We start from the raw sequence: 25462 nt of genomic DNA, 5'->3' as shown, positions 1-25462 counted from the left end.
GTCTGCATTTTCGCGGCGGCGGAAGCCAGCTTAGGCGGGTGGGGTCTTTTCACCGGCTTCGATGGAGGTGTCAAGGATGTTTCCGCGGACCGGCATCGGACAGGTGCCGAAGGCCGTGAAAGCGCTGGGGTAGTTGACCGCACGGTTGAAGTCCAGCAGCACGCTTCCGTCCGCTGCGGGGACCGGGATGGTGAGCTTGCGCCAGCCGGCCGTGCTGCTGCCGTTGGTGGAGTCATGGAATGTAACTTCCAGCGCGCCGTCGCCGCCATCTTCGGTCAGAAGACGGTGCGTCCGGCCGTTCAGGTCAAAGGTCACCTCACCCGTCACGGCGGCGGTGGCGGTGACCTGGGGATTGGCGGTGTTACGGGGAACCGGCCGCGCCACCGGGTACGGCTCGAATCTGCCGGGGAGCACCAGGTCTGCCCGGTAAGCGAAGGCGGGAACGCCGTCGAACGCCCGCAGCGTGGGCGACTGTGAATCCCTGGTCCGGACCGCATAGCGGCCGCCGCGCCGCGCCAACTCGGCCACGATACTGCCCGACCGCACCCACAGCAGGGATTCCTCATCCGCCAGAGCTGCGGTCAGTGTGCCCGCGACCGGCGTGCCCGGGCCGAGCAGGGTCAGGCGGTCGCCGGGCTCCGCAGTCAAAACGGCCCCATCGGCCTCGGCGCTCCACAGACCGGGCAGCAACTCCAGCGGGGCCGGGCGGGCAGGAAGCCACTGCAGCGACGTCAGGCTCAGCCAGCCGTGGTCGGCCGACAACGAGGTGTCGCGGTTGTCCCGGAAGCGGTTCCACTTCTGGAATTCGGCGCTGGCGGAGGGTTCGTTGCTGGACACAGAATTCCTTTACCGGCTGCGGATACATGCTTCGTCCCGCGGCCTCGCGGCCGCATGCTTTAACTCTAGACCCGGCGGACAAGGGCAAGGGGACCCGGTTGCCCTGGTGGGAAGGGAAGGTCCCGGCCTGCATGCCGTCCTCGCTTTTTGAATTTGCCGGTTTTTGCCCGCAACCATCCGCTGGTGCGGCCCAGCCGTCCTAGTGCGGGCAGTGTCTCATCGAGGGTGGGGGAGGCGGGATGGTCTTCGGTAGGCTGGGAGCTATGCCCTCTTTCCGCGCGATTCTCAAGATCTCCGGTCTCCGCCCGGGCAGTGCCCCGGATTCCGTGATGTCCACCGCCGTCGAAGCGCTGGGTTCCATTCACCTGGTGGAGGCCAACCAGTTGGATATTGTTGGCGGGGTGCCGCAGATCAGCCTGCGCTTTACGGTGGAGGCGGGCCAGTACGACGACGAGAACCGTCAGGCCCGCAATGCCGGGATGAGCGTGCGGCATGCCGTGGAATCCGTCGCGGTGACCGGACCGCTCCGGGTCACCCGCCGGATCAGGGGAAAGTGGATTCCAGTTCCCTGACGCCACCGGCCGGAAGGCCCCGATCACGGCGGCCAGGACGGCTACCGGCCAAAAACATCTCCGGGATCGGGATCGGCTGCACCGTGTGAAGCCGCACGGCGTCGTCGGAGTCCGATGACGGCGGCCATCAGGACCCCGACGCCGATGCCAACTCCGACGCCGATCAGCGAGTTCGCCCAAAACGGCAGGCTGGTATTGCGGCCGGTGAGGTAGCCCAGGCCGACCATCCAGCAGGCCCAGACCACGGAGCCGAGAGCGCTCGCGCGCAGAACGCGGACTGTGGGGACATTGGCAATCCCGGCCGCGGCCATGGTGGCCGTGCGCCCGGCGGGGATGAAACGGCCGGCCACCATCGCGGCTGCGGTGGAGGAGCGGCCGCCCCTGGCTGCGGCCCTGCGGATGCCTTTATGCACCGATCGGCCCCAGCGGAAGCGGTCCAACACATGGGTCAGCCGGCGCTTAAAAAGGCCGTAGACCACCAAATCTCCCAGCATCGAGCCGGTCACCGCCGCCGCCAGGGCCAGCGGCAGGATCACCTGGCCGTTGGCTGAGAGCGATCCGGAGGTCACCACCATGACCTCAGAGGGGATGGGCGGAACAGCAGCGTCAAGTGCCACCGCCGCGGCCATGATCGGATAGAGCGCGAAGGCCCAGTCGCCTGCACTCAAGAGGTCCACCGATTCAATCTAACCGCTGCGCGCACGCAGTGGTAGTGGTCGACTGCGGCGGCGTGGTGCCAGCGGCGGTCCGGGTGGTCCGGTGCTCGCGGTTGGCCGTCCGGGTGGAACCGGTGGTCCGGGTCGGCGGTCAGTGGCAGACTGGCCGCATGAGGATCAGCATCGTGGAAGGAGACATCACCGGCCGGGCCGTGGATGCGGTGGTCAATGCCGCGGATTCGGCGCTGATGGGCGGCGGTGGGGTGGATGGAGCCATCCACCGTGCCGCGGGTCCTGAGCTGCTCGCCGCCTGCCGGGAGCTTCGACGGACGATGCTTCCCGACGGATTGCCGGTAGGGGCTGCCGTGGCAACCAAGGGGTTTAGGCTGCCGGCACAGTGGGTGATTCATACGGTGGGGCCGAATCTGCACGCGGGGCAGGACGATCCCGCGCTGCTGACCTCCTGCTTCACCGAGAGTTTAAGGCTGGCGGCTCGTCTGCGGGCGCGGTCGCTGGCTTTTCCCGCCGTTAGCGCCGGAATCTATGGCTGGCCCGCCGGGCAGGTGGCGGCGCTGGCCTTCGACGCCGTCCGGCAGCATCAACGCCAAGAACCGGAGGACAGCATTGAACTCGTCGAGTTCGTCCTGTTCAGCCGCGCAACAGCGGATGTGTTCCGTACGGTCTATGCTGGCGGGAACGCGCTGAGCTGACGGCCGCTGCGGTATTCGACCTGACGCCCGCTGAGCGGATCGGTGAAGGCGATACTGCGCGCCAGCAACTGCAGCGGTTTAGCGTAATCATCGGCAGCCTGAGGCAGCAGGGTGGGATAAAACGGATCGTTCAGGATGCCAAGACCCAGGGCCGCCATATGGACGCGCAGCTGGTGCGTTTTGCCGGTGTGCGGCTCAAGACCGTATCTACCCAGTGTGCCGCCGCCGTCGTCGGACGTCTGCAGCAGCTCGACGTGGGTCTGCGCGTTCGCATCGCCCTCGACCTCCTGGGCCAGCAAATAGGTGCGGGACTTGATCATCCGGGAGTTGACCACCCGGGGCAGGTCCAGCTCCGGGCGCACCGCAGCCACGGCCTCATAGCGCTTGCGCACCGCGCGTTTTTCAAAGAGCTGCTGGTATTTCCCCCGGGTGTCCGGGTTGGCCGCAAAAAGCAGGACGCCGGCGGTCATCCGGTCCAGCCGGTGGATCGGCACCAGCTCCGGCAGATCCAGTAGGTTGCGCAGCCGGACCAGCGCTGATTCGGCGACGTAACCTCCGCCGGGGGTGGTCGGCAAAAAATGCGGCTTGTCCACCACCACCAGATCGCTGTCCTGGTGCAGCACCTCCAGCTCCACGGGCAGCCGCACCTCCGGCGGCACCTCGCGGTAGTACCAAATGAACGTGTGTTCGGCCAGCGGGGTGTCCGGGGTGACGATGGTTCCGCTCAGGGCACGCACCTCGCCGCGCTCGAACCGGTTCATGATGCCGATGGAATCCACGTGTCCGAACCGCTCCAGCACGTACTCCATCGCCGTGGCCCAGGGTCCGTCCTGGGGCAGGCGGAGGCGGGTCGCGTTCACGCCATTGCGCACCGGAAGCGGGGATTTCATCACGCTTTAATCCTACCGGCCCCAACTGAGTCGCATTTATGGCACTCAAACGCTCGAATGGGTGCCGCAAGTGCGACCTAGTTGGGTTGGGCGGGGTGGGTTGGGTGTGGACGGAAATCTTGCGGTGGGGGTGACGATTTTGGGGCCGGCCCGTTCAGGGACTTTAGGGCGGGGGCTGGCAGCGGGGGCAGTAGTAGATGTCGCGGGCCCGTTGCGCTGGAAACTGCGGATCCGGGAGAGTGCTGTGCCTGATCAGGGTGCCGCAGCGCTTGCACGGCCGGGACTCCCGCCCATAGACCCAGACGGCTGCATCACCCCGGGCGGGACCGCCCGTGGTGCTGCGCGAGGAGCGGTTCTTGTTGGCCTCGAGCAGCCGCTTGGACTGCTCGATCAGCTTGGGCAGGGCGGCGACCTCGCTGATCGGGAGGGCAGGGTGTACGCCGGCCAAAAAACAGAGCTCGCAGCGGAAGACGTTGCCGATCCCGGCAAGATTCCGCTGGTCCAGCAGCGCCAGCCCGACGGCGCGCCGGGGCTCGGCCGAGATCCGGTGAAGTGCCTCCGCGGCGTCCCAATCCGGACCGAGCAGGTCAGGGCCCAGATAGCCGAAGGCGTCCAGTTCGCGGTCCTGCGGCAGAACCTCCAGCAGTCCGAGCGAAAATCCGACGGCGGTCACGTCTACGGTGCCAAGGATGCAACGGGCGGTGAAAGCGGGGCGGCGCCACTTCGGCGCCGGACCGGCCGGGTAAATATGCCAGCTCCCTTCCATCTTCAGATGCGAGTGGATCAGCTGGCCGGCTACCCGGATGAGCAGGTGTTTGCCGCGTGAATCAACGCCGTCAACGATGGAGCCGGTGAAGTCCACCGTGGCGAATGCCGGCACGCGGATGTCGCAGCGTGTGAGGACTTTACCGGCGAGCGCCTGATCCAGCTGCCGGGCCTGCCGCCAGACGGTATCGCCCTCAGGCACGGATCCGCAGTCCGCGTGGAGTGGTGTAGGCGCCGGCTTCCACCAAGGCTCCAGCCAGCAGGGTGTCCAGGATCCCCCGTCCGTTCACCTTTTCGATGGCCAGCTTGTCGACGGACCCGCGTTTAACCACTGCTGCGAGGGCGTGTCCGGCCAGGGTCAGGGCATCGGGGTCGTCGGTGAAGGCGAGCATCGTCTTGCCGCCGCGCTCCACATACAGCACCAGTTCGCCGTCGACCATGACCACCAAGGCGCCGGCCTTGCGGCCCGGCCGGTGACCCACGTCCAGCGCCGGCCAGGCCAGCGCGGCACCGTACGGATTAGCCGGATCCGTTGCCGCCAGCGCAAGTGCCACCGGTGCGGGCTGGCGCAGTGCGGCGTCTTCGGAAAACGTGCGCAGCCGGTCGACCGTTGATGGCACGGCGAACTGCGCCGCCCCGAGATGCTCAATGAAGTAGCCACGCCGGGTGCGTCCGGATTCCTCCAGCCGGGCCAGGACCTTGTACATCAGGGCGAAGCCGCCGGGTATGTTCTCATTCATCACCGAACCGCGGGTGACGATGCCGTACCTGTCCATCAGCAGCTCCGCCATGGCATGAGCGGCGACCGTGGTGTCCGCTTCTTTGTCCGGCAGCACGTTCCACCGTCCCGCCGCCAGTGGCGGGGCACCCCGGGCAATCGTCCCCGGGCCGGAAGACGACCCCCCGGCGCGCCCGAGCCGCCCGTACCGCCCCGCTGAGCGCAGCCGCGGGGCGGTGGGACGCTGCCGGTGGGTGGTATGGCCACCCGCGAGCAGCGCCCGGACGGGTGCAAAGGTATCGTTGCTGATCCGGCCGGCCCAGACGAGTTCCCACAGCGCGGTCAGCACCTCACTGTCGGCGACCGCCGGAGCCGGTTCTGTTCGCGTTCGGCTGCCGTTCACCGCGCGGGCGGTGTCCCCGTTCCCGGCCGCTTCGCGCAGCTGGTGGAAGAAGTAGGATCCACCGCCGGCAAGGTGGGCGAGCAACCGCCGCTGCAGATCGCTGGGTTCGAACCCCGCCTGCGGATTCAGCGTCAGCGGCGCGGATTCGGCCAGATGCAGACTGATCCAGCCGTCATTTCCCGGCAGTGAGCCCGCGCCGGACCATAGGAGTTCCCCGGTGGCGGTGAGCTCGTCGAGCATGGCGGGGACGTAGTTGCCAACCCGACCGGCGAGCACCAAAGTTTCCCACGCAGAGGCCGGGACCGGTACCCCGGACAGTTGGTCCACGGCGGTCAGGACACCGTCCAGCCCCCGGAGCTCCGCGGGTTGGGACGCCCGGTTGGAACCGGCGGGCGTACGAACGTGCTGCCAGCCAGGGAGGAAGCGCGCATACGTGGCGGGATCCACCGGCTCGACCTCGGCGCGAAGGGCTGCCAGGGAGCGGCGACGCAGCCTGCGCAGCACCTCGACATCGCACCATTCCGAAAGGGCCGGCGCCGGTGTGGTACCGGTTCCACCCGCAGGGTCCGTCACGCCCGCAGGGTCCGTCGCGCCCGCAGGGTCCGTCGCGTCCGCAGGGGTCCCAACCTGGGTGGGTAAGGCGCGGGTGGGACGGAACTCTCCCTCGGCCACGCGTCCGTCCACAGCGAGTCTGGCCAGGCCGGTGCGGACGACGGCGACGCCCAGGCCCAGCCGGACGGCGGCTTCCGCTGCGGTAAAGGGCCCGTGGGTGCGGGCGTAGCGGCCCAGCAGATCCCCGAGCGGATCCGCGACGGGTTCGATAAAGACCAGCGGGACACCCATAGGAAGCGGAATACCCAGGGCATCGCGAAGTCTCGCGGAGTCCTCGATAGCGGCATACCGTTCGGCGCCGGCCATCTTGATTTTGAGCGCGCGGTTGGACGTCACTAAGGCGGTCAGGTGCCGCTGGACCTGGGTCGCCTGGTCGGGCAGCGCGGGAACGGGTTCAGGTTCAAGCCGCGCGGAGACCTCGTCCTCGCTCAACGGGCCCAGGATGCGCAGCAGATCCGCCACGCCCTCCATCCCTTTGGCTCTCCGGTCCGGGGCCAGCCGCTGGAGTTCCGCCTCCGTCTGCTCGATGACCTTTGGGTCCAGCAGCTCGCGCAGTTCAGCCCGGCCCAACAGTTCATTGAGCAGCGTGGGGTCCAGCGATAACGCGGCGGCCCGGCGCTCGGCCAGCGGCGAATCGCCCTCATAGAGGAAGGAAGCCACATAGCCAAAGAGCAGGGAGCGGGAGAACGGCGAGGGCTGCTGCGTAGTGATCTCCACAACCCGCAGTTCGCGCCGTTCGATTCCGGCCGCAATTTCCTTCAACGCGGGCAAATCATAAACGTCCTGGAGGCATTCGCGCACGGTTTCCAGCACGATCGGGAAGGTGGGATATTTCCGGGCCACGTCGAGCAGTTGGGCTGAGCGCTGTCGCTGCTGCCACAGCGGGGAGCGTTTGCCCGGATTCTGCCGCGGCAGCAGCAGCGCGCGGGCGGCACATTCGCGGAACCGGGACGCGAACAGCGCAGAACCGCCTACTTCCGCGGTGACGATATTGTCCAGCTCATCGGCATCGAAGAGGAAAAGATCGGCGCCGGGCGGCTCGTCGTCCATCATCGGCACCCGCAGCACAATGCCGTCGTCGGAAGCCATCGCGGATCCGTCCAAACCATACCGGGCATGCAGCCGGGCCCCCACGGCCAGCGCCCACGGTGCATGCACGGGCATTCCATACGGGCTGTGCAGGACAACCCGCCAATCGCCGAGTTCGTCGTGGAAGCGCTCCACCAGCAGGGTGGTGTCATTGGGGACGACGTCGGTGGCCTGCTTTTGCTCCGCGAGGTAGCTGAGCAGGTTGCCGGCTGCCCAGTCGTCCAGGCCCGTTGCACGGCACCTTTGCAGCGCGGCAGCCGGATCCGCTCCGGACAGTTCGCGCATGAAAGCGCCCAATGCGCGGCCCAGTTCCACCGGCCGGCCCAGCGAATCACCCTTCCAGAACGGCAGCTTTCCCGGCTGCCCGTATGCCGGAGAGACCAGTACGCGGTCATGGGTGATGTCTTCGATGCGCCAGCTGGTGGCGCCTAAGGCAAAGACGTCGCCGACCCGGGACTCGTAGACCATCTCCTCGTCGAGTTCGCCAACCCGCCGGCCGCCCTTGGCTTTTGCACCCGGAGCGGCCTCCTGCTCGGAGCCGACGATGTAGACGCCGAACAGCCCGCGGTCCGGAATGGTACCGCCGGATGTCACGGCCAGCCGCTGGGCTCCGGGGCGCCCCGTAAGGGTGCCTCCGGTCCGGTCCCAGATGATGCGGGGGCGGAGTTCAGCAAATTCATCGGAGGGGTAGCGGCCTGCCAGCAGATCAAGGGTCGCATCGAAGGCAGACCTCGGCAGCGTGGCAAACGGCGCCGACCGCCGGACCGTATCGAACCATTCCTCGACATCGATACTGCCCAGCGCCGTCGCCGCGACGGTCTGCTGGGCCAGAATATCCAGCGGATTCGCCGGAATATACAAGGACTCGATCCGGCCCGCCAGCATCCGCTCCACTGTGACGGCGGAGTGCACAAGATCTGCGCGGTGTTTCGGGAAAAGTATGCCCTGCGAGACCTCGCCCACCTGGTGCCCTGCCCGGCCCACCCGCTGCAACCCACTCGCCACCGAGGGCGGAGATTCCACCTGGATCACCAGATCCACAGCGCCCATATCGATGCCCAGTTCCAAACTGGAGGTGGCCACCACACAGCGCAGCCGGCCGGACTTGAGATCATCTTCGATCAAGGCCCGCTGGTCCTTGGAGACAGAGCCGTGATGGGCCTTGGCCAGGACCGGCTCCGCCCCGCTGGTCGCACCCGCCTGCGCCATCAGCTGTGCGGGCGGTGACAGCCCCGGCGTCCGGGCCGAGTGTTCCGGGGTCCGGGCCGCCTGCTCCTCCGCAGCCCGCGTCGGGCCCTGACCCGCAGCCCGCGTCGGGCCCTCCGCGTCCGCCGGCCGCTGCGCCGCCGCCGGGCCCTGCCCGTCAGCGGCAGCCAATCCGTCCAGCAGCAGGCGCCCCGCGTAGATCTCGTTCAGCCGCGCCGTCAGCCGTTCCGCCAGCCGCCGGGAATTGGCAAAGACAATCGTGGACTTGTTCGCCAGCACGTGATCCACGATCTTTTCCTCCACATGCGGCCAGATCGAGGTATTCGGCGCCGGTCCCGGGGCCATGCCCGGGCCCTGCCCGGCGTCCATTCCCACCTGGGCAGGCAGCGACGTCATATCCTCCACCGGCACCGTGACGGACAGATTCCAATTCTTGGCCGTCACCGGCGCCACGATTTCCACCGGGGCCGAGCCCGCCAGGAACCGGGCCACGGTTTCCCTCGGCTCCACGGTGGCGGACAGGCCGATCCGCTGCGCCGGCCGGTCCAGCAGGGCGTCGAGCCGCTCCAGCGAGAGCGCCAAGTGCGCCCCGCGCTTGGTCCCTGCGACGGCGTGCACCTCATCGAGGATGACCGTTTCCACCTGGGCCAGCGTGGCACGGGCCTTGGACGTGAGCATCAGAAACAGCGATTCGGGGGTGGTGATGAGAATGTCCGGTGGATGGCTCAACAGCGTGCGCCGCTCGGACGCCGTCGTATCTCCGGACCGTACGCCGACGGAAATGTGCGGCGCCGGCAACTCAAGGCGCTTCGCCGTTTGGGTAATGCCGATCAGCGGCGCGCGCAGGTTCCGCTCCACGTCCACACCGAGCGCCTTCAGCGGCGAAATATACAGCACGCGGGTGCCCGCCGGACCCTGTGGATCGCGTTCGACGGCGATCAGCCGGTCGAGCGCCCAGAGGAAGGCAGCGAGCGTCTTGCCGGAGCCGGTAGGGGCGATGACCAGTGAATGTGATCCGGCGGCGATGGACCGCCAAGCGCCCGTCTGGGCTGGCGTGGGCGCAGGGAAAGCACCCAGGAACCACTCCCTGGTTGCCGCCGTGAACTGATCCATCGTTGGCTCCGCGGCACGTTCCGACGTGGACCGTTCCGTGGTGTTCATCCGAGGACTCATTTGCTTCCCGCCACGGCTCCATCATCTCTCACGGCCCCGACATTTTCCTCCCCGGGTGCGCCTGCACGCCGCAGGGCTCATCGGGCTGTACTCTGACGGTATAAGTGGCAATGCTGCCTTTGCCGTTCCCTGTGCTCACTCCGGGGCCTCATCAGCGGCAGAGCAAACAAGTCGGAGATGGAGGGGGCCGTGGGTTCGCGGCATATGGGGAACAACTGGTTCCCCATGGCAGGCATGGCCGCGCTCTTTTTGGGCGGAGCAGCCATGGCCCTGATGGCCAATTCCGACAAGGGTGCCGTGCCGTCCTATTACCTCATCGCCGCATTCCTGTACGCCGGCGCCACCGCGTTGTGGTTCCTGCGGAATCCGCCGGTCCTGCGGGCCGAGCTGAAGCCCTACCTGTACACGGCGGGGGGCATGGTGCTGGGCGTTCTGCTGGGCGGGACCACCGGGATCCTGCAGGGCTGCCTGGCGTGGCTGGCCCTGGGCGGCGGAGTCCTGGCCTATGGCGTGCTGGAGCGGACGCGCGTGATTGTCACCGCCGGCGCCGGCGCCTGTGTGGCCGCGCTGCTGGGCATGGTGATCACGGCCCCGGTGTGGGGCGGTGCGCTGCAGACCCTGACCTCCGCGGGGTTCGTGCTGGCCGCGTACCGGCTGCACGTGATGAAGCATGGCAGGCGCCCGGAGACGCAGGCAGTGGACTTGGATTCGCTGATCCGTTTCTAGCCGGTGACCACCAGGACGTTCCGGAGCGCCCGCTCCGCGGGACGGAGGCCGGGCCTCGAGGCGTCAGGGGCTCTGAAAGGCTCCGATTGTCATCAGCACCGTGGCCGTGTCGGTGCATGCCGTGAGCGGGTGGGCAATGTACAGCGCGTCGGTGGCGCTCGGCGGGTAAATCCGCAGGCCATCCGCGGGCGCCTGCGTGCAGCCCTGGTAGTTCCCGGCCTGCGTATAATGCAGCACGGCGGCGGCACGGGACCCCGGTGCCATCGTGATCGGGCCGGCGGAGGGAAGTTCAGCGTTGCGGTTGGCCGGCGCGCCGAGCTGGGTGCCATTGCCGCCGCCGACCAGGGAAACGCCGGGATAGCCGTCCAGGATGCAGGTCGCGGCAGAGGCGTTCTGCAGGATCAGTTTCATATAGATGCCGCCCGCCGCCCCGCCGCCGGTGTCATCAACGGAGCCCTGCAGCATGGCCGCCGTACACAGAGCCGGGCCAGCAACGGCGGTGCTGCTGGGAGAGGGAACGATCGATGGTTCGGTGCTGGGGGAGGGAATAGTCGACGGCGGAGCGCTGACGGACGGGCTGTCGGCGGTGCTGCTGGCGCTGCTGGTGCTGCTCGACGCGGACGACGGCGTGCCGGCGCCGGTCGACGACGGTCCCGCCGGCGCCGTCGACCCTCCACAGCCAGCCAGACCCGCGACCGCGGCCGCCGCTGTTAGAACTGTCAGTGCCTTCGCATGTCCCCGAGTCATCATTGAACCAGACTTGCCGGATCGGTTGCCGGAGTCAATCTCCGCCGCAGGTACCGGCCGACTATTTCCCCGATCGTGACCTTTCACGGCGGCGGCGGGGCGGGACCGGCGCTCCATTGCAGCAGCGCCGGGCCCAATCTGCCACGGAGTGCGGCGGTTAGCTGGCGTCGTGCTTCCCGCCGCGGCTGCGTGCCAGCGCAACTCCACCCATGCCCAGACCCAGGACGCCCGCTGCCAACCCGATCCAGCCGGGCGTCTGGCTGCCGCCGTCGGACATCGGCTCAACCGCGGACGCGGGAGTCGCCGTTCCGCTGGCCTCGGCCGTCGTCACCGCAACCATCGGAGCCGCGGCCTTGAGCGATTCGGGGTCCTGGCCGGCCGCAGCCACATCCGCCCAGTTCGTCTCGCCCGTTTCGCAGTTCTGCAGGGTCGGGAAGTACAGCGTCTTTCCGGCGGTGTCCGGCAGCTGCAGGGAGAGCACCAGGGCGTCCCGCTGATGCGCATCCAACGGTGTCGTGGCGGTGTAAATGACCTGACTGGTGCGCTCGGTGACGGAGCTGCCGTTGGAGAGCTTCTGCGGCGTCGCGAGCTTTTCGGTCGTCTTGCTGATCGTCCAGTTCGGGTTCACCGTGGCCGTGGCGTCGTTGATTTCCTGCGGGAGATTGATGGTGATCTTGTCCGTGGGGGAGCCGTTGCAGCCGTGCCCGATGCTGAACGTCAGCAGGGAATACGACCCGGCGGCGGTGCTGTCCGGGGTGATTTCCACGTGCGCGGAGGCCGCGGCCAGGCCGCTGGTCATCAGGCCGACGGTGGCTCCGGCAACGAGGGTGGTTTTCAGTGCGCGGTACTTGGTTTTGGTGAAGCGGTAGTTCATGACGTGGCCTTTCGACGGGCATGCGTGAACGGCATGCCGCAGTTCGGTGGGTAAGGGACACCCCGCCGGATCCGCCGGAAGGGTGCTAAGTGAGCGGGACCGCGGCCGCCGGCGGCCCGCGTCGGCTGTCCGCGCGCAGATTGCGGCGCGGCTGCGGGCGCACCGGCACTTCGGGCGTCAGAACACGGACCAACGGCGCGACGGCGGCGCCGGAGCGGGCGGCCGGCCGCACGAGCGGGCGGAGCCAGCCAGCGAGCAGCCAGAGGGCGTCTTCGCCCTTGGCCAGCACGACGGCGCAGGCGAGCGTGGCGCCGATGTGGGCGAGCGTCATGGCCAAGGTCAAGGTCAAGGCCGCGGTTGGGGCTGCCGGGCCGGCCGCCATGGCGGGCATTGCCGCCGCAACGGGGACCGGGCCGGCGGCCGAGGACACGAGGTGATGGTGCATGGCCGGATCAGGGAAACCGGCCATGCCGGGGGCTGACAGCAGATCAAAAGCACCGTGCAGCAGCAGCTGGCTGGCGCCGAGCAGAGTGGCCATCAGGGGCAGCGGAATGCGGAAGCCGGTGGCTGTCACGGATGCGAGCCCGGTCAGCGCCGTGAGCGCCGCCAGGATGAGCGGTGCCGGCAGGCTCCCGCCGGCCAGCGTGTGCGCACCCGCCGCGAGCGACAGTACGGTTACGCCGATGGCTCCGGAGCGCAGCCAGCGGAACGGCGCGGAAACGACGGTCATGGCTCTCCTTCGGCTCCCGGCGGGCAACTTCCATCACTTCTCCGGCCGGCGGCCGGATACGCAGCCAAGTTTACCTACTATTCGCGGCCGCGCCGCGGCGGGATTGCCCGCCCGGTCAGAGGACACTGGACGGGTGACAATTATCAGATCAATCGTCCTTTTCGCGCTCGCCGCCCTGGCCGAAATCGGCGGGGCATGGCTGATCTGGCAGGCCGTCCGGGAAGGTAAAGCCTGGTGGTGGGCCGGGCTGGGCGTGATTGCCCTGGGGCTGTACGGATTCGTCGCCACGCTCCAGCCCGATGCGAATTTCGGTCGTATTCTCGCCGCCTACGGGGGAGTCTTCGTCGCCGGTTCCCTGTTCTGGGCGATGGCGCTGGACGGATTCCGGCCGGACCGCTGGGACCTGCTCGGCGCGTCCGTCTGCCTGATCGGGGTCGGGGTGATCATGTTCGCGCCGCGCCACGGCTGAAAAGCCGACAGTTGCGGCCGCTAGGTCCCGTCTACGGCGCGATGCTGGCGGCGAAATCTCCTTGGTCCTGACCGCTCCTGTCACGATCTCGGCGGCGATCACCTCAGGAGCCACGCCGTCGTCGGACCTTTCCAGCGACACGTCCTTTCGCCGTCGTCGGACTTTTGCCCATCACCGGTCACCGACCCGTACGCCGTTCGCCCATGACCGCCGTCTTCCGCACTCTCTTCAGTCATTGCCCCGAGCTACTCCTCCACCTCCCCGCGGATCCAGCTGATATACCTCTGCAGAGACCAGTCAACAATGGGGCGGGAGCCGGATCCGACGGCACGGAAGGCGCTGTAGATCCGATCGAACGGAAGCGGCATGACGGTATCGAGAATTTTGCGCACGGCACGTTCGGGAAGGGGGATGTTGTTGACGTAGCTGCGCATGACGTTCACCGAAGCCCGATCGGCGCCGATGCCGATGGTATCTCCAGTCAGGATAGCGCCCTGTCCGGCGGCGCCGTCCCGCCAATGGACGATGCTGCTGCCGGCAAAATGCCCGCCGCATGGGATCATCCGGACGCCGGGGAGGAGCTCAAGGGCCGTATCCCACAGTTGGATGACCGGGTCCGGGCGTCTGATCCACGTTTTGTCGGCGGCGGCTACGTATACCGGGACGCTTCCGAAGGCGTGGCTCCACTGAATCGAGGAACCGGTCAGATGCGGGTGGCTGGCGGTGATGACGGTGATACCGCCGAGCGTACGGATGGCCGCAATTCCGGCGTCGTCGATGAAGCCAGGCGGCTCCCAGAGCAGGTTCCCGTGTGCGGTGCGCAGGAGCAGGCCGCGCTGGCCGATGCCGAATTCGGGGACGCACTCCACCGCGTACAGATCTGGTTCGAGTTCTCGCACAGTTATTTGGTGGCCGGCAGCGGCGAGTTCCTCCCGCGTGGTCCAGCGCTGGCCGCTCGCAGGCACATACTGCCGCTCGTCGGTGCAGATCTCACAGAGTTGGGGCGGGATCGGGGTGCAGGGGTGCTCGATGGCGCACGTGGCGCATGTCCAGATGGTCATTGTTTCTCCTTGCCCGCCGTGTGCTTGGAGCATCCCCATTAGAGATGCTCCAGTTTCCTTTGAGACCGTGTTTACGATTGTGAGATCCGCCGATGAGGATCGAGTAGGTGTCGGCAGAGAAGGACTACCAGCGGACTCACGCTAGCGACCGCCCTCATGCCGGTCTCGTCGAGCCATGGGTCTTCGGGTAAATACCCAGACCGATCATCCGGTCTCTCACGTTTAGTCTCTGTGGATTTCCAAGGTACTCATAAATTCGAGTCAAGAACAGCCATTCGTCGGACTCGTCGCCGAGAGGCTGCGTCATGGTAGCCAGCACCGCCAGGGCCACATTCACGAGGTCGAAAACGCGGTCAGCTCCGATCGCAGCCTCGACGTCATCCTCTTCGATGTTTTCTGCACCGAGGCGAATACGCAGATCGACGGCCTGCGTTGCCCATCACCGTATGTCCTGATCGGAGTCGTAGCGCCGTTAGGGCGCGAGTGGTCGGGACCGCGCAGCCGGGAAGTAAACAATCGGTGCGGTCGTCGCAGAACGCACGGCAGATTGGACATGGCGCAACAGACTGCCCAATGATGGGCGAGGAGGGCATTCACGCCACCGTCATTCCGGCTCCGGTGACAGAATCGACCGCGACTTGGATCCAAGCCGGGAGCAGTGCCAGAAATTACTCCAGATGCGCTTCATCGGGTTCCTTTCCTGGTGGTAATTAGAGCAGTAGGACGACTCCTCTCACGCGGACCCTCGCGGTTCAGTGTGGCGCCGATGGGATCCGCACCTCCATGCTCCGGGCACCGCCCTCAACAACCAGTTTGGTGCCGACGCATGGGAAGAATACCTCAGGATCATCGAGGAATCAGAGCCTCGCATTGAAGCCCTCGGGGTCACCGACTACTACAGCATTGATGACTACGAGACAGTCGTTGATCACAAGCAAGCTGGCCGGCTGCCTGACGTTGGACTCATCTTCCCGAATGTCGAACTTCGGTTGCACGCTAAGCCGACGCCGCGTGGTAACGATGGGTACCTCGGTTCGATGAGCCTGTATGGCTAAACATAAATATCCGACTGCGGCCGAGGAGGCCTCGTACGGGTGATTCGAGGTGCAGACGACTACCACCGTCTCAGACGGGGAGGGAGGGCCCGAATTGGGCTGGGCGTAGGGTGGAAGTTAGACGAAAGGAACACTTCATGAAGAAAATCCTCATGGTACTGACCAGCGTTTCCGAGATCGGCGATACCGGAGAGAAGACCGGCTACAACGTGGCCGAAGCTGCACATCCCTGGAAGGTCTTCAGGGATTCCGGGCATTTCGTCGACTTTGCGTCCATCCAAGGCGGCCAGCCCCCGCGCGACGAAGTGGACTCAGAAGATCCCATCCAGGTCGCCTTCACGGAGGACGAGACCACGCGCGCCGGTCTCTACAACACTGCCCGCGTCGACGTCGTTGATCCCGACCAGTACGACGCCGTCTTCCTCGTGGGCGGCCACGGCACCATGTGGGACTTCCCGGACAGCGAAGGCTTGCAGAATCTGGTGGCCAGCGTCTACAACGCCGGCGGCTTGGTGGGCGCGGTCTGCCACGGACCGGCCGGCCTGCTGAAAGTGGAATTGGAGAACGGGCTTCGCCTCGTCGAGGGCCGGAAGGTGGCCGCCTTCACCAACGACGAGGAGGTTGCCACAGGGAAGGACAAGGTGATCCCGTTCTTTTTGGCAGACCGACTTGAGGAACAGGGCGCCACCCACGTCTCCGCTGATGTCTTTGAGGAGAAGGTCGTGGTTGACGACCGCCTGGTGACCGGCCAGAACCCGGCCTCAGCCGCCGGCGTGGCCAAGGAGATGGAGAAGCTCTTCGCTGAGGTCATCCACCAGGAAAAAGCCGAGGAACAGCACGAGACGGAGGCTCTGCGCGCCGAGAAGGACGCCGAGAAAAACGCCAAGAAGAAGGCAGCGGCAGAAGCGGAGCACTAACCTAACACCAACAGCGGACTGAAACTGACGGCCGCCCCGACAACGGGGCGGCCGTCAGTCGGAGTACGTGCGCCGGCAACCACACTGTCCAACGCATCGCCGACCTGCTTCAGGTTCCGCGCTCCACGATCTACGGCCACCTCAACAAATCAAGCATCGGACGACGGCCCACGCTTACTGGGGTCCGGCCAAAACAGCATCTATTATGGCGGCGCGCAACCTGGTCATCAACTAGCCCAGAGCCTTGAATTAGCCCAGTCGTGAGGTACGCCTACGTGGCTTACGGGCACGAGTTTCACCGAGGGGTAGCTTGCAAGCACCGCAGACAGGACGCGTGAGCGTCCCGACTCAATGCGTGTCGCGCATGTGTTGGATCAGAGTCAGCGGGCCAAATGTTCGAGCCATCTGGCTTGTACGTTCGCTGAAGTCTGCGGCAGACACATGGGCACACCCGGTCGAAATCGGCGAATGGTGGGACCGGCCCGCGATTCCGTTCCATGTCGTGCTTGCTGGAGGACGGGACGTGATTGAGGTAGCCGTTCGCCTTTGGTCGAACGCCGGCTTGATACCGGTGCTCTTCGGGCAGATGTGATTGACGGCTAGAAAATTCGAATCGACCAGGTCCCGGCACACATCGTGCACCGGGCGCGCGCAGCCATCGCGTCATGATTTGGACGATTGGATCCCCTGAACACTCCGCTCGTCGAGATCAGTCAGGTGTGCGTCGATCTCGCCCGCTAGTTTTCGGATTGCGCCCGCGATCATTCCAGAGGAGCAGGGTGCATAGCCGCAAGGAACAAGTTTCCATCGGGGGTTGGCGACAGCATCCATCTCGTCAAAAGGTCGACGAATCGGGTCAGGTGGTTCACGACACGGGCGGCAGCCGCGTCGGGGTCCTGCCCCGTGTAGGCACGTACGGCGTCGTCGACTGTGCTCCGGGCGCCAAGGCTCGCAGCGATGTCCTGAAGCCCGAGATGAACCAGCCCGTTACTAAGTTTTGACTGCCCCAGAACCCACACCGACTCAGGGTCGTCCAGGAATGCCATCATTTCAGCGGATTGAGAGGGCCGGCCACCATCATTTCGCATAATTTCGAGGGCTGTCAGGGACTGGAAGAGGGCGACGAATCGATGCTGGCGAGCGGCGGCTTCACACCACGCACACAGTGATCGGGACACGCTCAGCACCGCGGACGAGGAAGCGCTCTGGACGGTCAGGAGGGCTGCCGCTAGACCTAAAAGGCGGGACGGGTCCGTGCTGATGCAACTCAATGCCGGAGTCATTCAGAAGAGCAGCAGCGACGTTACCGACACCAATGCTAAGTCGCCCTATGGCGGGACCGACGGTTGAAAGGTCGCCGACCTGCTCAGGCGCGAGCCCCGTCAGATAGTGCGCGCTGACAAGGCTCGTGTACGGGCTACCTTCAAGGATGACAACCGACAGGTCGTCGCGGAGAAAATCGAAGCGTCGGCCTCGCCGGTTAGGCGGGAAGAAAGCGCCGTGGTTCGCCCGGAGAAGCTCGTCGAAATGAGTGACGACTCCCTGCAGGTTTCGCTTGGTGTCGGCAAAGAACTTGCCGCTCATTCGAGCGGCCTTCGCAGTGCCAGCGTCCCAGTTTGTCTCCAGGCGCCAGCCAAGGGTCTTTTCGAAGTGGAGCTGCGCCTCGAAGGCAGCCATGGCTCTGTACTGGACAAGGGCGACCTCCGCGGCGGCCGCGGAAGACGGAAGGCCGATCAACGAGGTAGCTATGTAGTGCATGTCGGCCCGTGCCATGTCGAGGGCGATGACCTCAATCGGGTCGAGATCCGTTGCAGCCATGCGCCTATCCCTTCGCATAACCAGGGACTCGGCCGCCTCGGTGAGCGAGTCGATCGCGGACTGCGCACTGCTCCCGGGGGTACTGAGCGCAGGGCATCGCGAGAAGTTCGTTACCGCTGCGTTACTGAGGGGCTAATTTCGGGACAAAGCAAAACCCCCACTTCCCTTTGTTCATAAGGGAGGCAGGGGCCTTGCCGCTTCGCGGCCCTTCTGACGCAAGGTTGGAACAACAAGCTGCGGGAACGGATCGAAGAAATGCTCGCCGGGTAGTGTTTCGCCTCTGGAGTGACCCGTCCTGTCGTCCGTCCGTTCGCGTCGCTGAAGAACCTCCGAATTGGCCCGAGTTCACGCGGTTGGCTAGTCTTTAAGGTCGGGGACTGATCCTCCCGTTGGGAGGAGTCAGGAACGTGCGACATATCTTCTAGCCTAGAAATTGACACCTCGACTACGAAAGAGTGGGCAGGGAGCCTACGCGCTGCGTAGTGTCAGCTTAGTAGGTTGTGCTTGTGATAGCCAAAGAAGAAACCGAGCTGCAAGTTTGATTACCGCGCAGGGAGTAGTAAATCACCGCAGACTTCCCGTCGGGCGACGAATATAAGTTTCAAGATACCGCAAACGATGTGCGACTACGGAGCAGCTGCACAGTTAGTTTGCGCACCGCCAGTATAGAAGCCCAGCGCCTTTGTTTGATAATTCTAGTAGAATATCTGGTAGCCAGTTCCCGACTCACAGGTGACATAAGTAAGCGTGTTCGGCGTAGATGTCGCGACAGGGAATGGAGGTATAAACGTAATGTTTGTCACGTAATAGGGTTGAGACGCAGCACCCGCACCTGTCATTTGCGCAAGCGCCGTCGGATAAGTGCCCTTGTCGACACTGTACAATTCTATCTTCTTTATGAGACCGGTTGAGGTCGTCTGTGCGTTGGTTGTTTTTGCTCTATCTTGTACGCCGTTATACGCCACAATCGTAATTGCCGCTAAAATACCAATGACAACAATCACAATCAGAAGTTCGACGATCGTAAAGCCTCGTCGATTCTCTCGTCCAGATAATTGTGTGTTTGTATGAGTCCACATTTCTGGGTTGGATTATGAGGCATAAGCGGAATCGAGTCAATAATGGTTATTGACGCTGGCTAACGCGGCATGCACGAGCCTGTTGCAATTTCCGCATCACATTCTTTTCGTCGTGAATAGCTCGATCGACCCCCGACGCCCCTCGTCGTATCGTCTCTAATTGCACCCGATCGGACACTTGAAGACGTTTTGGATCGGAGCTATCGTCCGAGCATGCACAGACCCAAGAGCTCACCCGGCGGCAAAATTGCCGGGACGCAGACCACCACAAATCGTTCTCTTGAAACAAGCCACCTGTCAGCTACTGACGGCGGCCTGACGTTGTTTGAGCCTGAGTCTGCAACGATGAAGTCGGCCATTATCTATCTGCGTGTGTCGACCGCTCGACAAGCGACCAAGGGTGGTGAGGCGGAGGGGTATTCCATTCCGGCCCAGCGTGCCGCCTGTATCCGAAAGGCTGGCGAGCTCGGTGGGGTTGTAATCGAGGAGTTTGTAGATGCTGGCGCGTCTGCTCGATCGGCCGACCGAGATGGTCTGCAAGCACTACTGGTCCGCGTGGCGGAGGGCGATATCGACTACGTCATCGTTCACAAAGTAGATCGGCTGGCGCGTGACCGGGCGGACGACGTCGCAATCCTGCTGGCTATCCGCAAAGCCGGTGCAGTCCTCGTGTCGGTTTCGGAGCAGATCGACGATACGCCGGCGGGCACGCTGACACACGGCATCATGGCCGTTATTGCCGAGTTCTATTCAAAGAACCTCAGTACTGAGGCCAAGAAGGGCATGGCCGAGAAGGTTCGTCGTGGCGGTACACCAGGCTATGCGCCGCTCGGCTACCTAAACACTATTGCCCGTGTCGACGGGATAGAGATCAAGGGGATTGTCCCGGATCCCGAACGGGCGCCGCATATTATCTGGGCATTCGATGCCTACGCCACAGGGAAGTGGAGTATCTCGAGCATTCGGGATGAACTCGAGGCCCGTGGATTGAAGAGCCGCAAAACCAAGACGCTGCTTGGATCGCCACTAAACAACTCGCAGGTCCACCGCATCTTGTCTCATCCGTACTACATGGGGCAAGTCAGGTTCAAGGGCGTTCTCCACGAGGGCAAACACGAAGCCCTGGTTTCGCCCGAGACCTGGCATACCGTCCAGAACGTGCTGGCCGGCCGGCGCCTCGCGGGTGACCGGGCTTGGCGGCACACGCACTACCTCAAGGGTGCGTTGGTCTGTAATCGCTGCGATGGACGAATGAGCTACGGACACTCCCGTGGCAAAGGTGGAACCTACGCCTATTTCTTCTGCCTCGGACGTCACACTGGACGCACTGACTGCAAATTGCCATACGTCTCCGTAGGCAAGATCGAGAAGCTAGTCGAAGATGAATGGCAGCATATCCGGTTCAGCCAGCCCGAAATTGAACGGCTACGTCGAGAGATCATTTCCGGATTCGATACTCAGCAAGATGAAACTGATGCGCTCGTGGCCGACCAGCGACGACGCCTGATTCGCTTGGAGCGGCAGAAGCAAAAGCTAATTGATGCCTACATGGCTGACGCGCTACCTGTCGAGGATCTCAAGATCCGCCAGGCGAAACTTAGTGTCGAGCTGGCCGACGCCGCTCGCCTGATCCAAAGCGCGCAGCAACAGACCAACAACCTACTCGGCCATCTTGAAGTGGTACTCGGACTACTGAGCAATGCACGCACGCTCTATGCGAAACACGCCACTGACACGGAGCGCCAAAATTTGAATGAGGCCATGTTCAAAGAGCTGCGTATTGATGCCGACGAGGACGCTGAAGCGAACACCAGCCATCCGAAAGTCCAACAGGCTCCGAAGAGTGATGTGGTCGCCGGTGTCCTGATGGCTGGAGCTGACCATACGGGGCGCACACAGGGCCAGAACAGCAGCTCAATGACCACTGAGGCATCCGGGCAGAAAACTCACGGCACAGCGGCGGACAAAGGCGGGCAAAACGAAACCCCCAGCAAGCTTTCGCTTACCGGGGGTTCCAACGTGACTAACTTGGCGGTGACGGTGGGATTTGAACCCACGTTAGGCTCTCACCTAAACAACATTTCGAGTGTTGCACCTTCGGCCGCTCGGACACGTCACCAACGCAGTTACTTTACCGGACGGACGGCCTGCTTCCCAAAAGCGCCGCTGTCCAGGGCCGGGTTCGCGCCGGTCGAGGGTCGCGGGTGGGCGGGGAACGGCTCGGGCGCAACAACTTACGGAAGGCGCCGGCCGGCGAAAAAGTCCTGCAGCAGGGCGGCGCACTCGCCATCCCGGACGCCGGGGAACACCTCCACCCAGTGATTGAGCCGTCGTTCGCGCAGAATATCGAAAACGGATCCGGCCGCACCGGCTTTCTCGTCCCAGGCCCCGAAGACCACTCGGGGGAGCCTGGCCAGCACAATGGCTCCAGCACACATGGCGCAAGGTTCCAGCGTGACCGCGAGCGTGCAGCCGTCCAGCCGCCACGAGCCCAGCGCCCGCGCCGCCGCGCGGATCGCGACCATCTCAGCGTGCGCCGTCGGATCTTCCAAGGCAACGCGCTCGTTGCAGCCAGCGCCCAGGACCGACCCGTCGGGACCCAGGACGACGGCGCCGATCGGCACGTCCGCGGTGGCTGCGGCCAGCTCGGCCTGTTCCAGCGCCAGACCCATCCATTCGCGGTGCTGAGCACGGTCTCGGCCGCCGCCGGGTGCGGGAGCCGCGGGGAACTTCGCTGTTGGGGTCACGGCTCAATGGTAACTTTTACCTATGCGCGTACTTGTTGCGGACCACCCGCTCGTTGCCCACAAACTCACCGTTCTCCGGGATAAGAACACCACTTCTCCGATTTTCCGGCTGCTGACCGAAGAGCTGGTCACGCTGCTGGCCTACGAGGCAACGCGTGATGTCCGGGTTGAGCCGGTCAACATCGAAACCCCGGTGACGACGACGGTCGGCACCGGGCTGCGCAAGCCCACGCCGCTGGTAGTCCCGATTCTGCGCGCCGGCCTGGGCATGCTGGAGGGGATGACGCGGTTGCTCCCCACTGCGGAGGTCGGCTTTCTGGGAATGGCCCGCAATGAGGAGACGCTGGAGGCGATCACCTACGCCGAGCGTTTGCCGGATGACCTGACCGGGCGCCAGGTCTATGTGCTGGATCCCATGCTGGCCACCGGGGGTACCCTGCGCGAGGCAATCAAGTTCTTGTTTGCCCGGGGCGCGGATGACATCACCTGCATCTGCCTGCTGGCGGCCCCGGAGGGCCTGGCAAAGCTGCGCGAGGAGCTCGAAGGCAGGAACGTCACGATCGTGCTCGCCTCGATTGACGAAAAACTGGACGAGAATTCCTATATCGTGCCAGGCCTAGGCGACGCGGGCGACCGGCTCTACGGCGTGGTGGGCTGACCGCAGCTCCTGCGGGGGCGCGTGGTCGAGGGCAGCTCCTGCGGGGGCGCGTGGTCGAGGGCCGCTTAGTACCAGTTCATGGCCGTTTCGTGCTGCCAGGCACCGCACGGTGAGCCGTAGCGGTTCTGAATGTAATCGAGTCCCCACTGGATCTGCGTCTGGTAGTTGTTCTTCCAGTCCGCTCCGGTGCTGTCCATTTTCTCGGCGGGAAGCGACTGGGCTATTCCGTAGGCCAGGCTGGACGGGTTTTCCGCGGTAGTCGTCCAGTCGGATTCCTGGGTCCACAGCGGCACCAGGCAGGTCATCTGATCCTGGCCCCAGCCGAAGGACGCCAGCACACTGGCGGCGTAGGCCCGCGCACCGGCCGGATCGTTGACGGCGCCGCCGTTCGCGCCGAGCACCTGGACGCCCGAGGCAGCGCCGCTGACGTTGGGCGTCGCGGCGGGCGCGGCACTGGATTTCACGTCCGTGCGGGTGAAGGCCATTGGTACATTGCCTGGCGCAGAGACGGGTGCGTCGGCTGTGGGCGCAACAGTCGTGGATCCGTCGTGGTTCAGGGCCGCATTGGACGCGCCCATCCCCACGAGCAGGAAGCCGGCGACAGCGATGGCGGTCATTCGCTGTCCCACGGGACCTGGCTTCGGGGCCGCTTCCCATAGCTGCCGGACTGCTGACTTTCGACGGGTCGGTGTGACGCGGCGTCGGCCGTGCTGAACGTTTTCGGACATGCTGCAAACCTCTCTCGACGCCTGCGAGGTGAGCTGTCGGGTTCGGATGAGAGCATCCGGCCGTCCGATCTGCGCGGCAAGGAGCGGCACGGACCGGATGGCTTAACCCCAAGGGCTTCCTGCGGAAGCCCGGATGTGGGTCCCCCGTCTCTGCCGTTTCTCGAACGGAACGTGGGCGGGGGCAGAGCTCGGCGAACCGGCCACGGACACCAGGGAGCAATGATTTGCTGATTTTGGCGCCTTCATCACAATACCGGACTCGCCGCCGAGTGTCACATTTTGATAACGGACAGCTTTTGTGTCATCTGCTGCGCAATCTTTTGGCGACCGGCCAAACTCAGGATTTACTTAGCAAGGGTAATGACTTACGGTAACTATGTAGCTTGAAATGCACCTAATGAGCGGGCTGATGACTGTGGCAGCGACCAAGCCGACGACGAAGGCAAGAACCGCACGTGAAAAGGATCCGGACGACGGCTCCGCGCCGGACGCGGGCCCACTGGCGGTGGATCTGCGCATCGCAGTCATGCGCACCTCGCGGCGGCTGCGCACGGAGGCCAGCGGCGAGGCCGTCTCGCCGGGCCAATACTCGGTCCTTGCAGCCATCCATCATGCTCCGATGACCCTGCGTCAGCTCGCCGACTGGGAGCATATTCAGGCGCCGTCGATGACCAGGATTGTCAACGCGCTGGAAATGGCCGGTCTGGTCACGCGCCGCGAACACCCCACGGACGGGCGGCAGGTCCTAGTGAATATCACGGACGCTGGGACGGGTGTGCTGGCGGACGCGCGCAGTCACCGTACCGCGTGGCTTGCCGAGCGACTGGCCGCGATGGAACCCCAGGAGCGCGCAGTGCTCCGCGAGGCCGCCCGAATCCTGCAGGGAATGAGCGCCAGATGAAGGACATGTTCCGGGCCCTGAAGGTCTACAACTACCGGTTATGGGTCGGCGGGGCACTGGTCTCCAATATCGGAACCTGGATGCAGCGGGTCGCCCAGGACTGGCTGGTCCTGACGATCCTGACCAATAATTCCGGCACTGCCGTGGGCATCACTACCGGGCTGCAGTTTCTGCCCATCATTTTCATTGGGCCCTACGCGGGGCTGCTGGGAGACCGCGTGTCCAAGCGCAGGATCCTGCTCTGCACGCAGACGGCGATGGCCATCTGCGCGCTGACGCTGGGTCTGCTGGTCGTGACGAACACGGTCCAGCTGTGGCAGGTTTTCACGCTGGCACTGCTGCTGGGCGTGGCCAGCGCGATCGACGCGCCGTCCCGGCAGGCGTTTGTCTCGGAGGTGGTGGAACAGAAAGACGTTCCCAACGCCGTCGCCCTGAACAGCGCGTCCTTTAACCTGGCACGACTGGCCGGTCCCGGCGTCGCCGGTCTGTTGATCGCGTGGTTCGGCACCGGGACCGCATTCCTGCTCAACGCCGCAAGCTTCATTGCCGTGCTGATCTCGCTGCTGCGGATGCGCACAGAGGAGCTGCATCCATCCGAGCGGGCGCCGCGCGGCAAGGGCCAGATCCGGGAGGGCCTGGGCTACATCCGCCAGCGCCCCGATCTGATGATGATCATGGTGCTGGTCGGCGTGGTCGGGACGTTCGGCATGAACTTCCAGATCACCAATGCGCTGATGGCCACGAGCGTGTTTCACCTTGGCCCGGGGGAGTACGGCCTGCTGGGCTCCGTGATGGCGCTGGGCACGCTGGCCGCTGCCCTGCTGGCCGCCCGCCGGCAGGGCACCCGGATGCGCTACGTGATCGGCGGCGTCCTCGCGTTTGCCTTGTTCGCGGGGATTGCGGCGCTGATGCCCAGCTACTGGCTGTACGCCGTGGCGCTGATACCGGTGGGACTCGCGTCCCTGACGTTCATGAATGCCTGCAATACCAGCATCCAGCTTTCCACCGATTCGGTCATGCGCGGACGGGTGCTGGCGGTGTATATGGTGGTGCTGCAGGGCGGAACTCCGATCGGGGCGCCGCTGATCGGCTGGATCGGAACCGTGTTCGGGGCCCGCTGGTCCGTGGGGATCGGGGCAGTGGTGGCCGTGGTGGCGGGTGCGTGGGCCCTGATCCTGCTCAACCGGCGCAACGACGTCCGGTTGCTGGACCAGATGCACCGCGTCACGCAGTTCAGTTTCCGGCGTCCGCTCCGTAGCTGACGGGCGACGACGGTGGGGCGGCGCCGCGGTTGGCGGCACGGCGGCAGGCGTGCCGCGGT

The 25462-nt window shown here is 65.0% G+C and carries 22 protein-coding genes, 1 tRNA gene, 1 pseudogene and 1 riboswitch; of the genes and pseudogenes, 10 read left to right on the top strand and 14 right to left on the bottom strand.

Annotation, left to right across the window (positions count from 1 at the left end):
* Positions 1-30: 30 nt before the first annotated feature.
* Complete coding sequence (locus QMG52_RS01640; RefSeq protein WP_283558698.1) at positions 31-837, bottom strand: DUF1684 domain-containing protein; 807 nt, start codon at positions 835-837, stop codon at positions 31-33.
* 263 nt (positions 838-1100) lie between these two features.
* On the opposite strand from QMG52_RS01640, the gene QMG52_RS01635 reads away from it, so the two are divergent.
* On the top strand, positions 1101-1409 hold the full coding sequence (locus QMG52_RS01635; RefSeq protein ID WP_283558697.1) for a hypothetical protein: 309 nt from the start codon (positions 1101-1103) through the stop codon (positions 1407-1409).
* Between the two features lie 41 nt (positions 1410-1450).
* On the opposite strand, the gene QMG52_RS01630 is transcribed toward QMG52_RS01635, so the two are convergent.
* Positions 1451-2086 (bottom strand): DedA family protein, encoded by a 636-nt coding sequence (locus QMG52_RS01630; RefSeq protein WP_283558696.1) that lies wholly within the window; start codon positions 2084-2086, stop codon positions 1451-1453.
* 149 nt (positions 2087-2235) lie between these two features.
* Between QMG52_RS01630 and QMG52_RS01625 the strand changes: the two genes are divergently transcribed.
* The gene (locus QMG52_RS01625; RefSeq protein ID WP_283558695.1) at positions 2236-2775 is read left to right on the top strand and encodes an O-acetyl-ADP-ribose deacetylase; all 540 of its coding nucleotides are present in this window, start codon (positions 2236-2238) and stop codon (positions 2773-2775) included.
* Here QMG52_RS01625 and QMG52_RS01620 read toward each other — a convergent pair.
* From QMG52_RS01620 to QMG52_RS01610, 3 genes are all read right to left on the bottom strand, one after another.
* Positions 2748-3665: an RluA family pseudouridine synthase gene (locus QMG52_RS01620; RefSeq protein ID WP_283558855.1), complete on the bottom strand. Its 918-nt coding sequence runs from the start codon at positions 3663-3665 to the stop codon at positions 2748-2750. The two genes, QMG52_RS01625 and QMG52_RS01620, sit on opposite strands and share 28 nt — an antisense overlap.
* A 163-nt stretch (positions 3666-3828) precedes the next feature.
* Positions 3829-4632 (bottom strand): DNA-formamidopyrimidine glycosylase family protein, encoded by an 804-nt coding sequence (locus QMG52_RS01615; protein WP_283558694.1) that lies wholly within the window; start codon positions 4630-4632, stop codon positions 3829-3831.
* A complete protein-coding gene (locus tag QMG52_RS01610; RefSeq protein WP_283558693.1) occupies positions 4625-9619 on the bottom strand; it encodes an ATP-dependent helicase in 4995 nt (1664 codons plus the stop codon). Before QMG52_RS01610 ends, QMG52_RS01615 begins: the two co-directional genes overlap by 8 nt.
* Positions 9620-9820: 201 nt before the next feature.
* On the opposite strand from QMG52_RS01610, the gene QMG52_RS01605 reads away from it, so the two are divergent.
* Positions 9821-10357 (top strand): hypothetical protein, encoded by a 537-nt coding sequence (locus tag QMG52_RS01605; RefSeq protein ID WP_283558692.1) that lies wholly within the window; start codon positions 9821-9823, stop codon positions 10355-10357.
* Between the two features lie 63 nt (positions 10358-10420).
* On the opposite strand, the gene QMG52_RS01600 is transcribed toward QMG52_RS01605, so the two are convergent.
* A complete protein-coding gene (locus tag QMG52_RS01600; protein WP_283558691.1) occupies positions 10421-10822 on the bottom strand; it encodes a DUF4232 domain-containing protein in 402 nt (133 codons plus the stop codon).
* Between QMG52_RS01600 and QMG52_RS01595 the strand changes: the two genes are divergently transcribed.
* Complete coding sequence (locus tag QMG52_RS01595; protein WP_283558690.1) at positions 10821-11183, top strand: hypothetical protein; 363 nt, start codon at positions 10821-10823, stop codon at positions 11181-11183. The two genes, QMG52_RS01600 and QMG52_RS01595, sit on opposite strands and share 2 nt — an antisense overlap.
* 78 nt (positions 11184-11261) lie before the next feature.
* Here the strand turns inward: QMG52_RS01595 and QMG52_RS01590 are convergent, their stop codons facing one another.
* Both QMG52_RS01590 and QMG52_RS01585 read right to left on the bottom strand, forming a co-directional pair.
* Complete coding sequence (locus tag QMG52_RS01590; RefSeq protein ID WP_283558689.1) at positions 11262-11978, bottom strand: YcnI family copper-binding membrane protein; 717 nt, start codon at positions 11976-11978, stop codon at positions 11262-11264.
* 85 nt (positions 11979-12063) lie between these two features.
* On the bottom strand, positions 12064-12708 hold the full coding sequence (locus tag QMG52_RS01585; protein ID WP_283558688.1) for a hypothetical protein: 645 nt from the start codon (positions 12706-12708) through the stop codon (positions 12064-12066).
* Positions 12709-12841: 133 nt separating this feature from the next.
* On the opposite strand from QMG52_RS01585, the gene QMG52_RS01580 reads away from it, so the two are divergent.
* A complete protein-coding gene (locus QMG52_RS01580; RefSeq protein WP_283558687.1) occupies positions 12842-13177 on the top strand; it encodes a YnfA family protein in 336 nt (111 codons plus the stop codon).
* A 245-nt stretch (positions 13178-13422) separates the two neighbouring features.
* Here QMG52_RS01580 and QMG52_RS01575 read toward each other — a convergent pair whose 3' ends face one another.
* The gene (locus QMG52_RS01575) at positions 13423-14238 is read right to left on the bottom strand and encodes an MBL fold metallo-hydrolase (RefSeq protein ID WP_283558686.1); all 816 of its coding nucleotides are present in this window, start codon (positions 14236-14238) and stop codon (positions 13423-13425) included.
* Between the two features lie 1192 nt (positions 14239-15430).
* Between QMG52_RS01575 and QMG52_RS01570 the strand changes: the two genes are divergently transcribed.
* The gene (locus tag QMG52_RS01570; RefSeq protein ID WP_283558685.1) at positions 15431-16210 is read left to right on the top strand and encodes a type 1 glutamine amidotransferase domain-containing protein; all 780 of its coding nucleotides are present in this window, start codon (positions 15431-15433) and stop codon (positions 16208-16210) included.
* Between the two features lie 1149 nt (positions 16211-17359).
* On the opposite strand, the gene QMG52_RS01565 is transcribed toward QMG52_RS01570, so the two are convergent.
* Both QMG52_RS01565 and QMG52_RS22085 read right to left on the bottom strand, forming a co-directional pair.
* Positions 17360-18028, bottom strand: coding sequence for a hypothetical protein (locus QMG52_RS01565; RefSeq protein ID WP_283558684.1), 669 nt, complete (start codon positions 18026-18028; stop codon positions 17360-17362).
* A gap of 695 nt (positions 18029-18723) precedes the next feature.
* Entirely contained in the window at positions 18724-19107 is a 384-nt protein-coding gene (locus QMG52_RS22085; protein WP_502920426.1) for a type II secretion system protein, read from the bottom strand.
* A 213-nt stretch (positions 19108-19320) separates the two neighbouring features.
* Between QMG52_RS22085 and QMG52_RS22080 the strand changes: the two are divergent.
* A pseudogene (locus QMG52_RS22080) lies at positions 19321-20484 on the top strand (recombinase family protein); the annotation flags it as partial.
* A 652-nt stretch (positions 20485-21136) separates the two neighbouring features.
* Here the strand turns inward: QMG52_RS22080 and QMG52_RS01560 are convergent.
* A tRNA-Ser gene (locus QMG52_RS01560) sits at positions 21137-21226 on the bottom strand.
* Positions 21227-21341: 115 nt separating this feature from the next.
* Complete coding sequence (tadA, locus tag QMG52_RS01555) at positions 21342-21854, bottom strand: tRNA adenosine(34) deaminase TadA (RefSeq protein ID WP_283558683.1); 513 nt, start codon at positions 21852-21854, stop codon at positions 21342-21344.
* Positions 21855-21876: 22 nt separating this feature from the next.
* Here tadA and upp point away from each other — a divergent pair, with 22 nt between their 5' ends.
* The gene (gene upp, locus QMG52_RS01550) at positions 21877-22512 is read left to right on the top strand and encodes a uracil phosphoribosyltransferase (RefSeq protein ID WP_283558682.1); all 636 of its coding nucleotides are present in this window, start codon (positions 21877-21879) and stop codon (positions 22510-22512) included.
* Positions 22513-22577: 65 nt separating this feature from the next.
* Here upp and QMG52_RS01545 read toward each other — a convergent pair whose 3' ends face one another.
* Positions 22578-23129, bottom strand: a complete 552-nt coding sequence (locus tag QMG52_RS01545; RefSeq protein ID WP_283558681.1) for an aggregation-promoting factor C-terminal-like domain-containing protein — start codon at positions 23127-23129, stop codon at positions 22578-22580.
* 115 nt (positions 23130-23244) lie between these two features.
* Positions 23245-23428, bottom strand: a riboswitch (cyclic di-AMP (ydaO/yuaA leader).
* A gap of 221 nt (positions 23429-23649) precedes the next feature.
* On the opposite strand from QMG52_RS01545, the gene QMG52_RS01540 reads away from it, so the two are divergent.
* A complete protein-coding gene (locus QMG52_RS01540) occupies positions 23650-24141 on the top strand; it encodes a MarR family winged helix-turn-helix transcriptional regulator (protein ID WP_283558680.1) in 492 nt (163 codons plus the stop codon).
* Entirely contained in the window at positions 24138-25403 is a 1266-nt protein-coding gene (locus QMG52_RS01535; RefSeq protein WP_283558679.1) for an MFS transporter, read from the top strand. Before QMG52_RS01540 ends, QMG52_RS01535 begins: the two co-directional genes overlap by 4 nt.
* Positions 25404-25462: the final 59 nt, after the last annotated feature.

The sequence above is a fragment of the Paenarthrobacter sp. PH39-S1 genome (assembly GCF_030063245.1).
Taxonomy (GTDB): Bacteria; Actinomycetota; Actinomycetes; order Actinomycetales; family Micrococcaceae; genus Arthrobacter_M.
The sequence above is the reverse complement of the archived record's forward strand: the minus strand, read 5'-3'. Positions and strand labels throughout refer to the sequence as shown.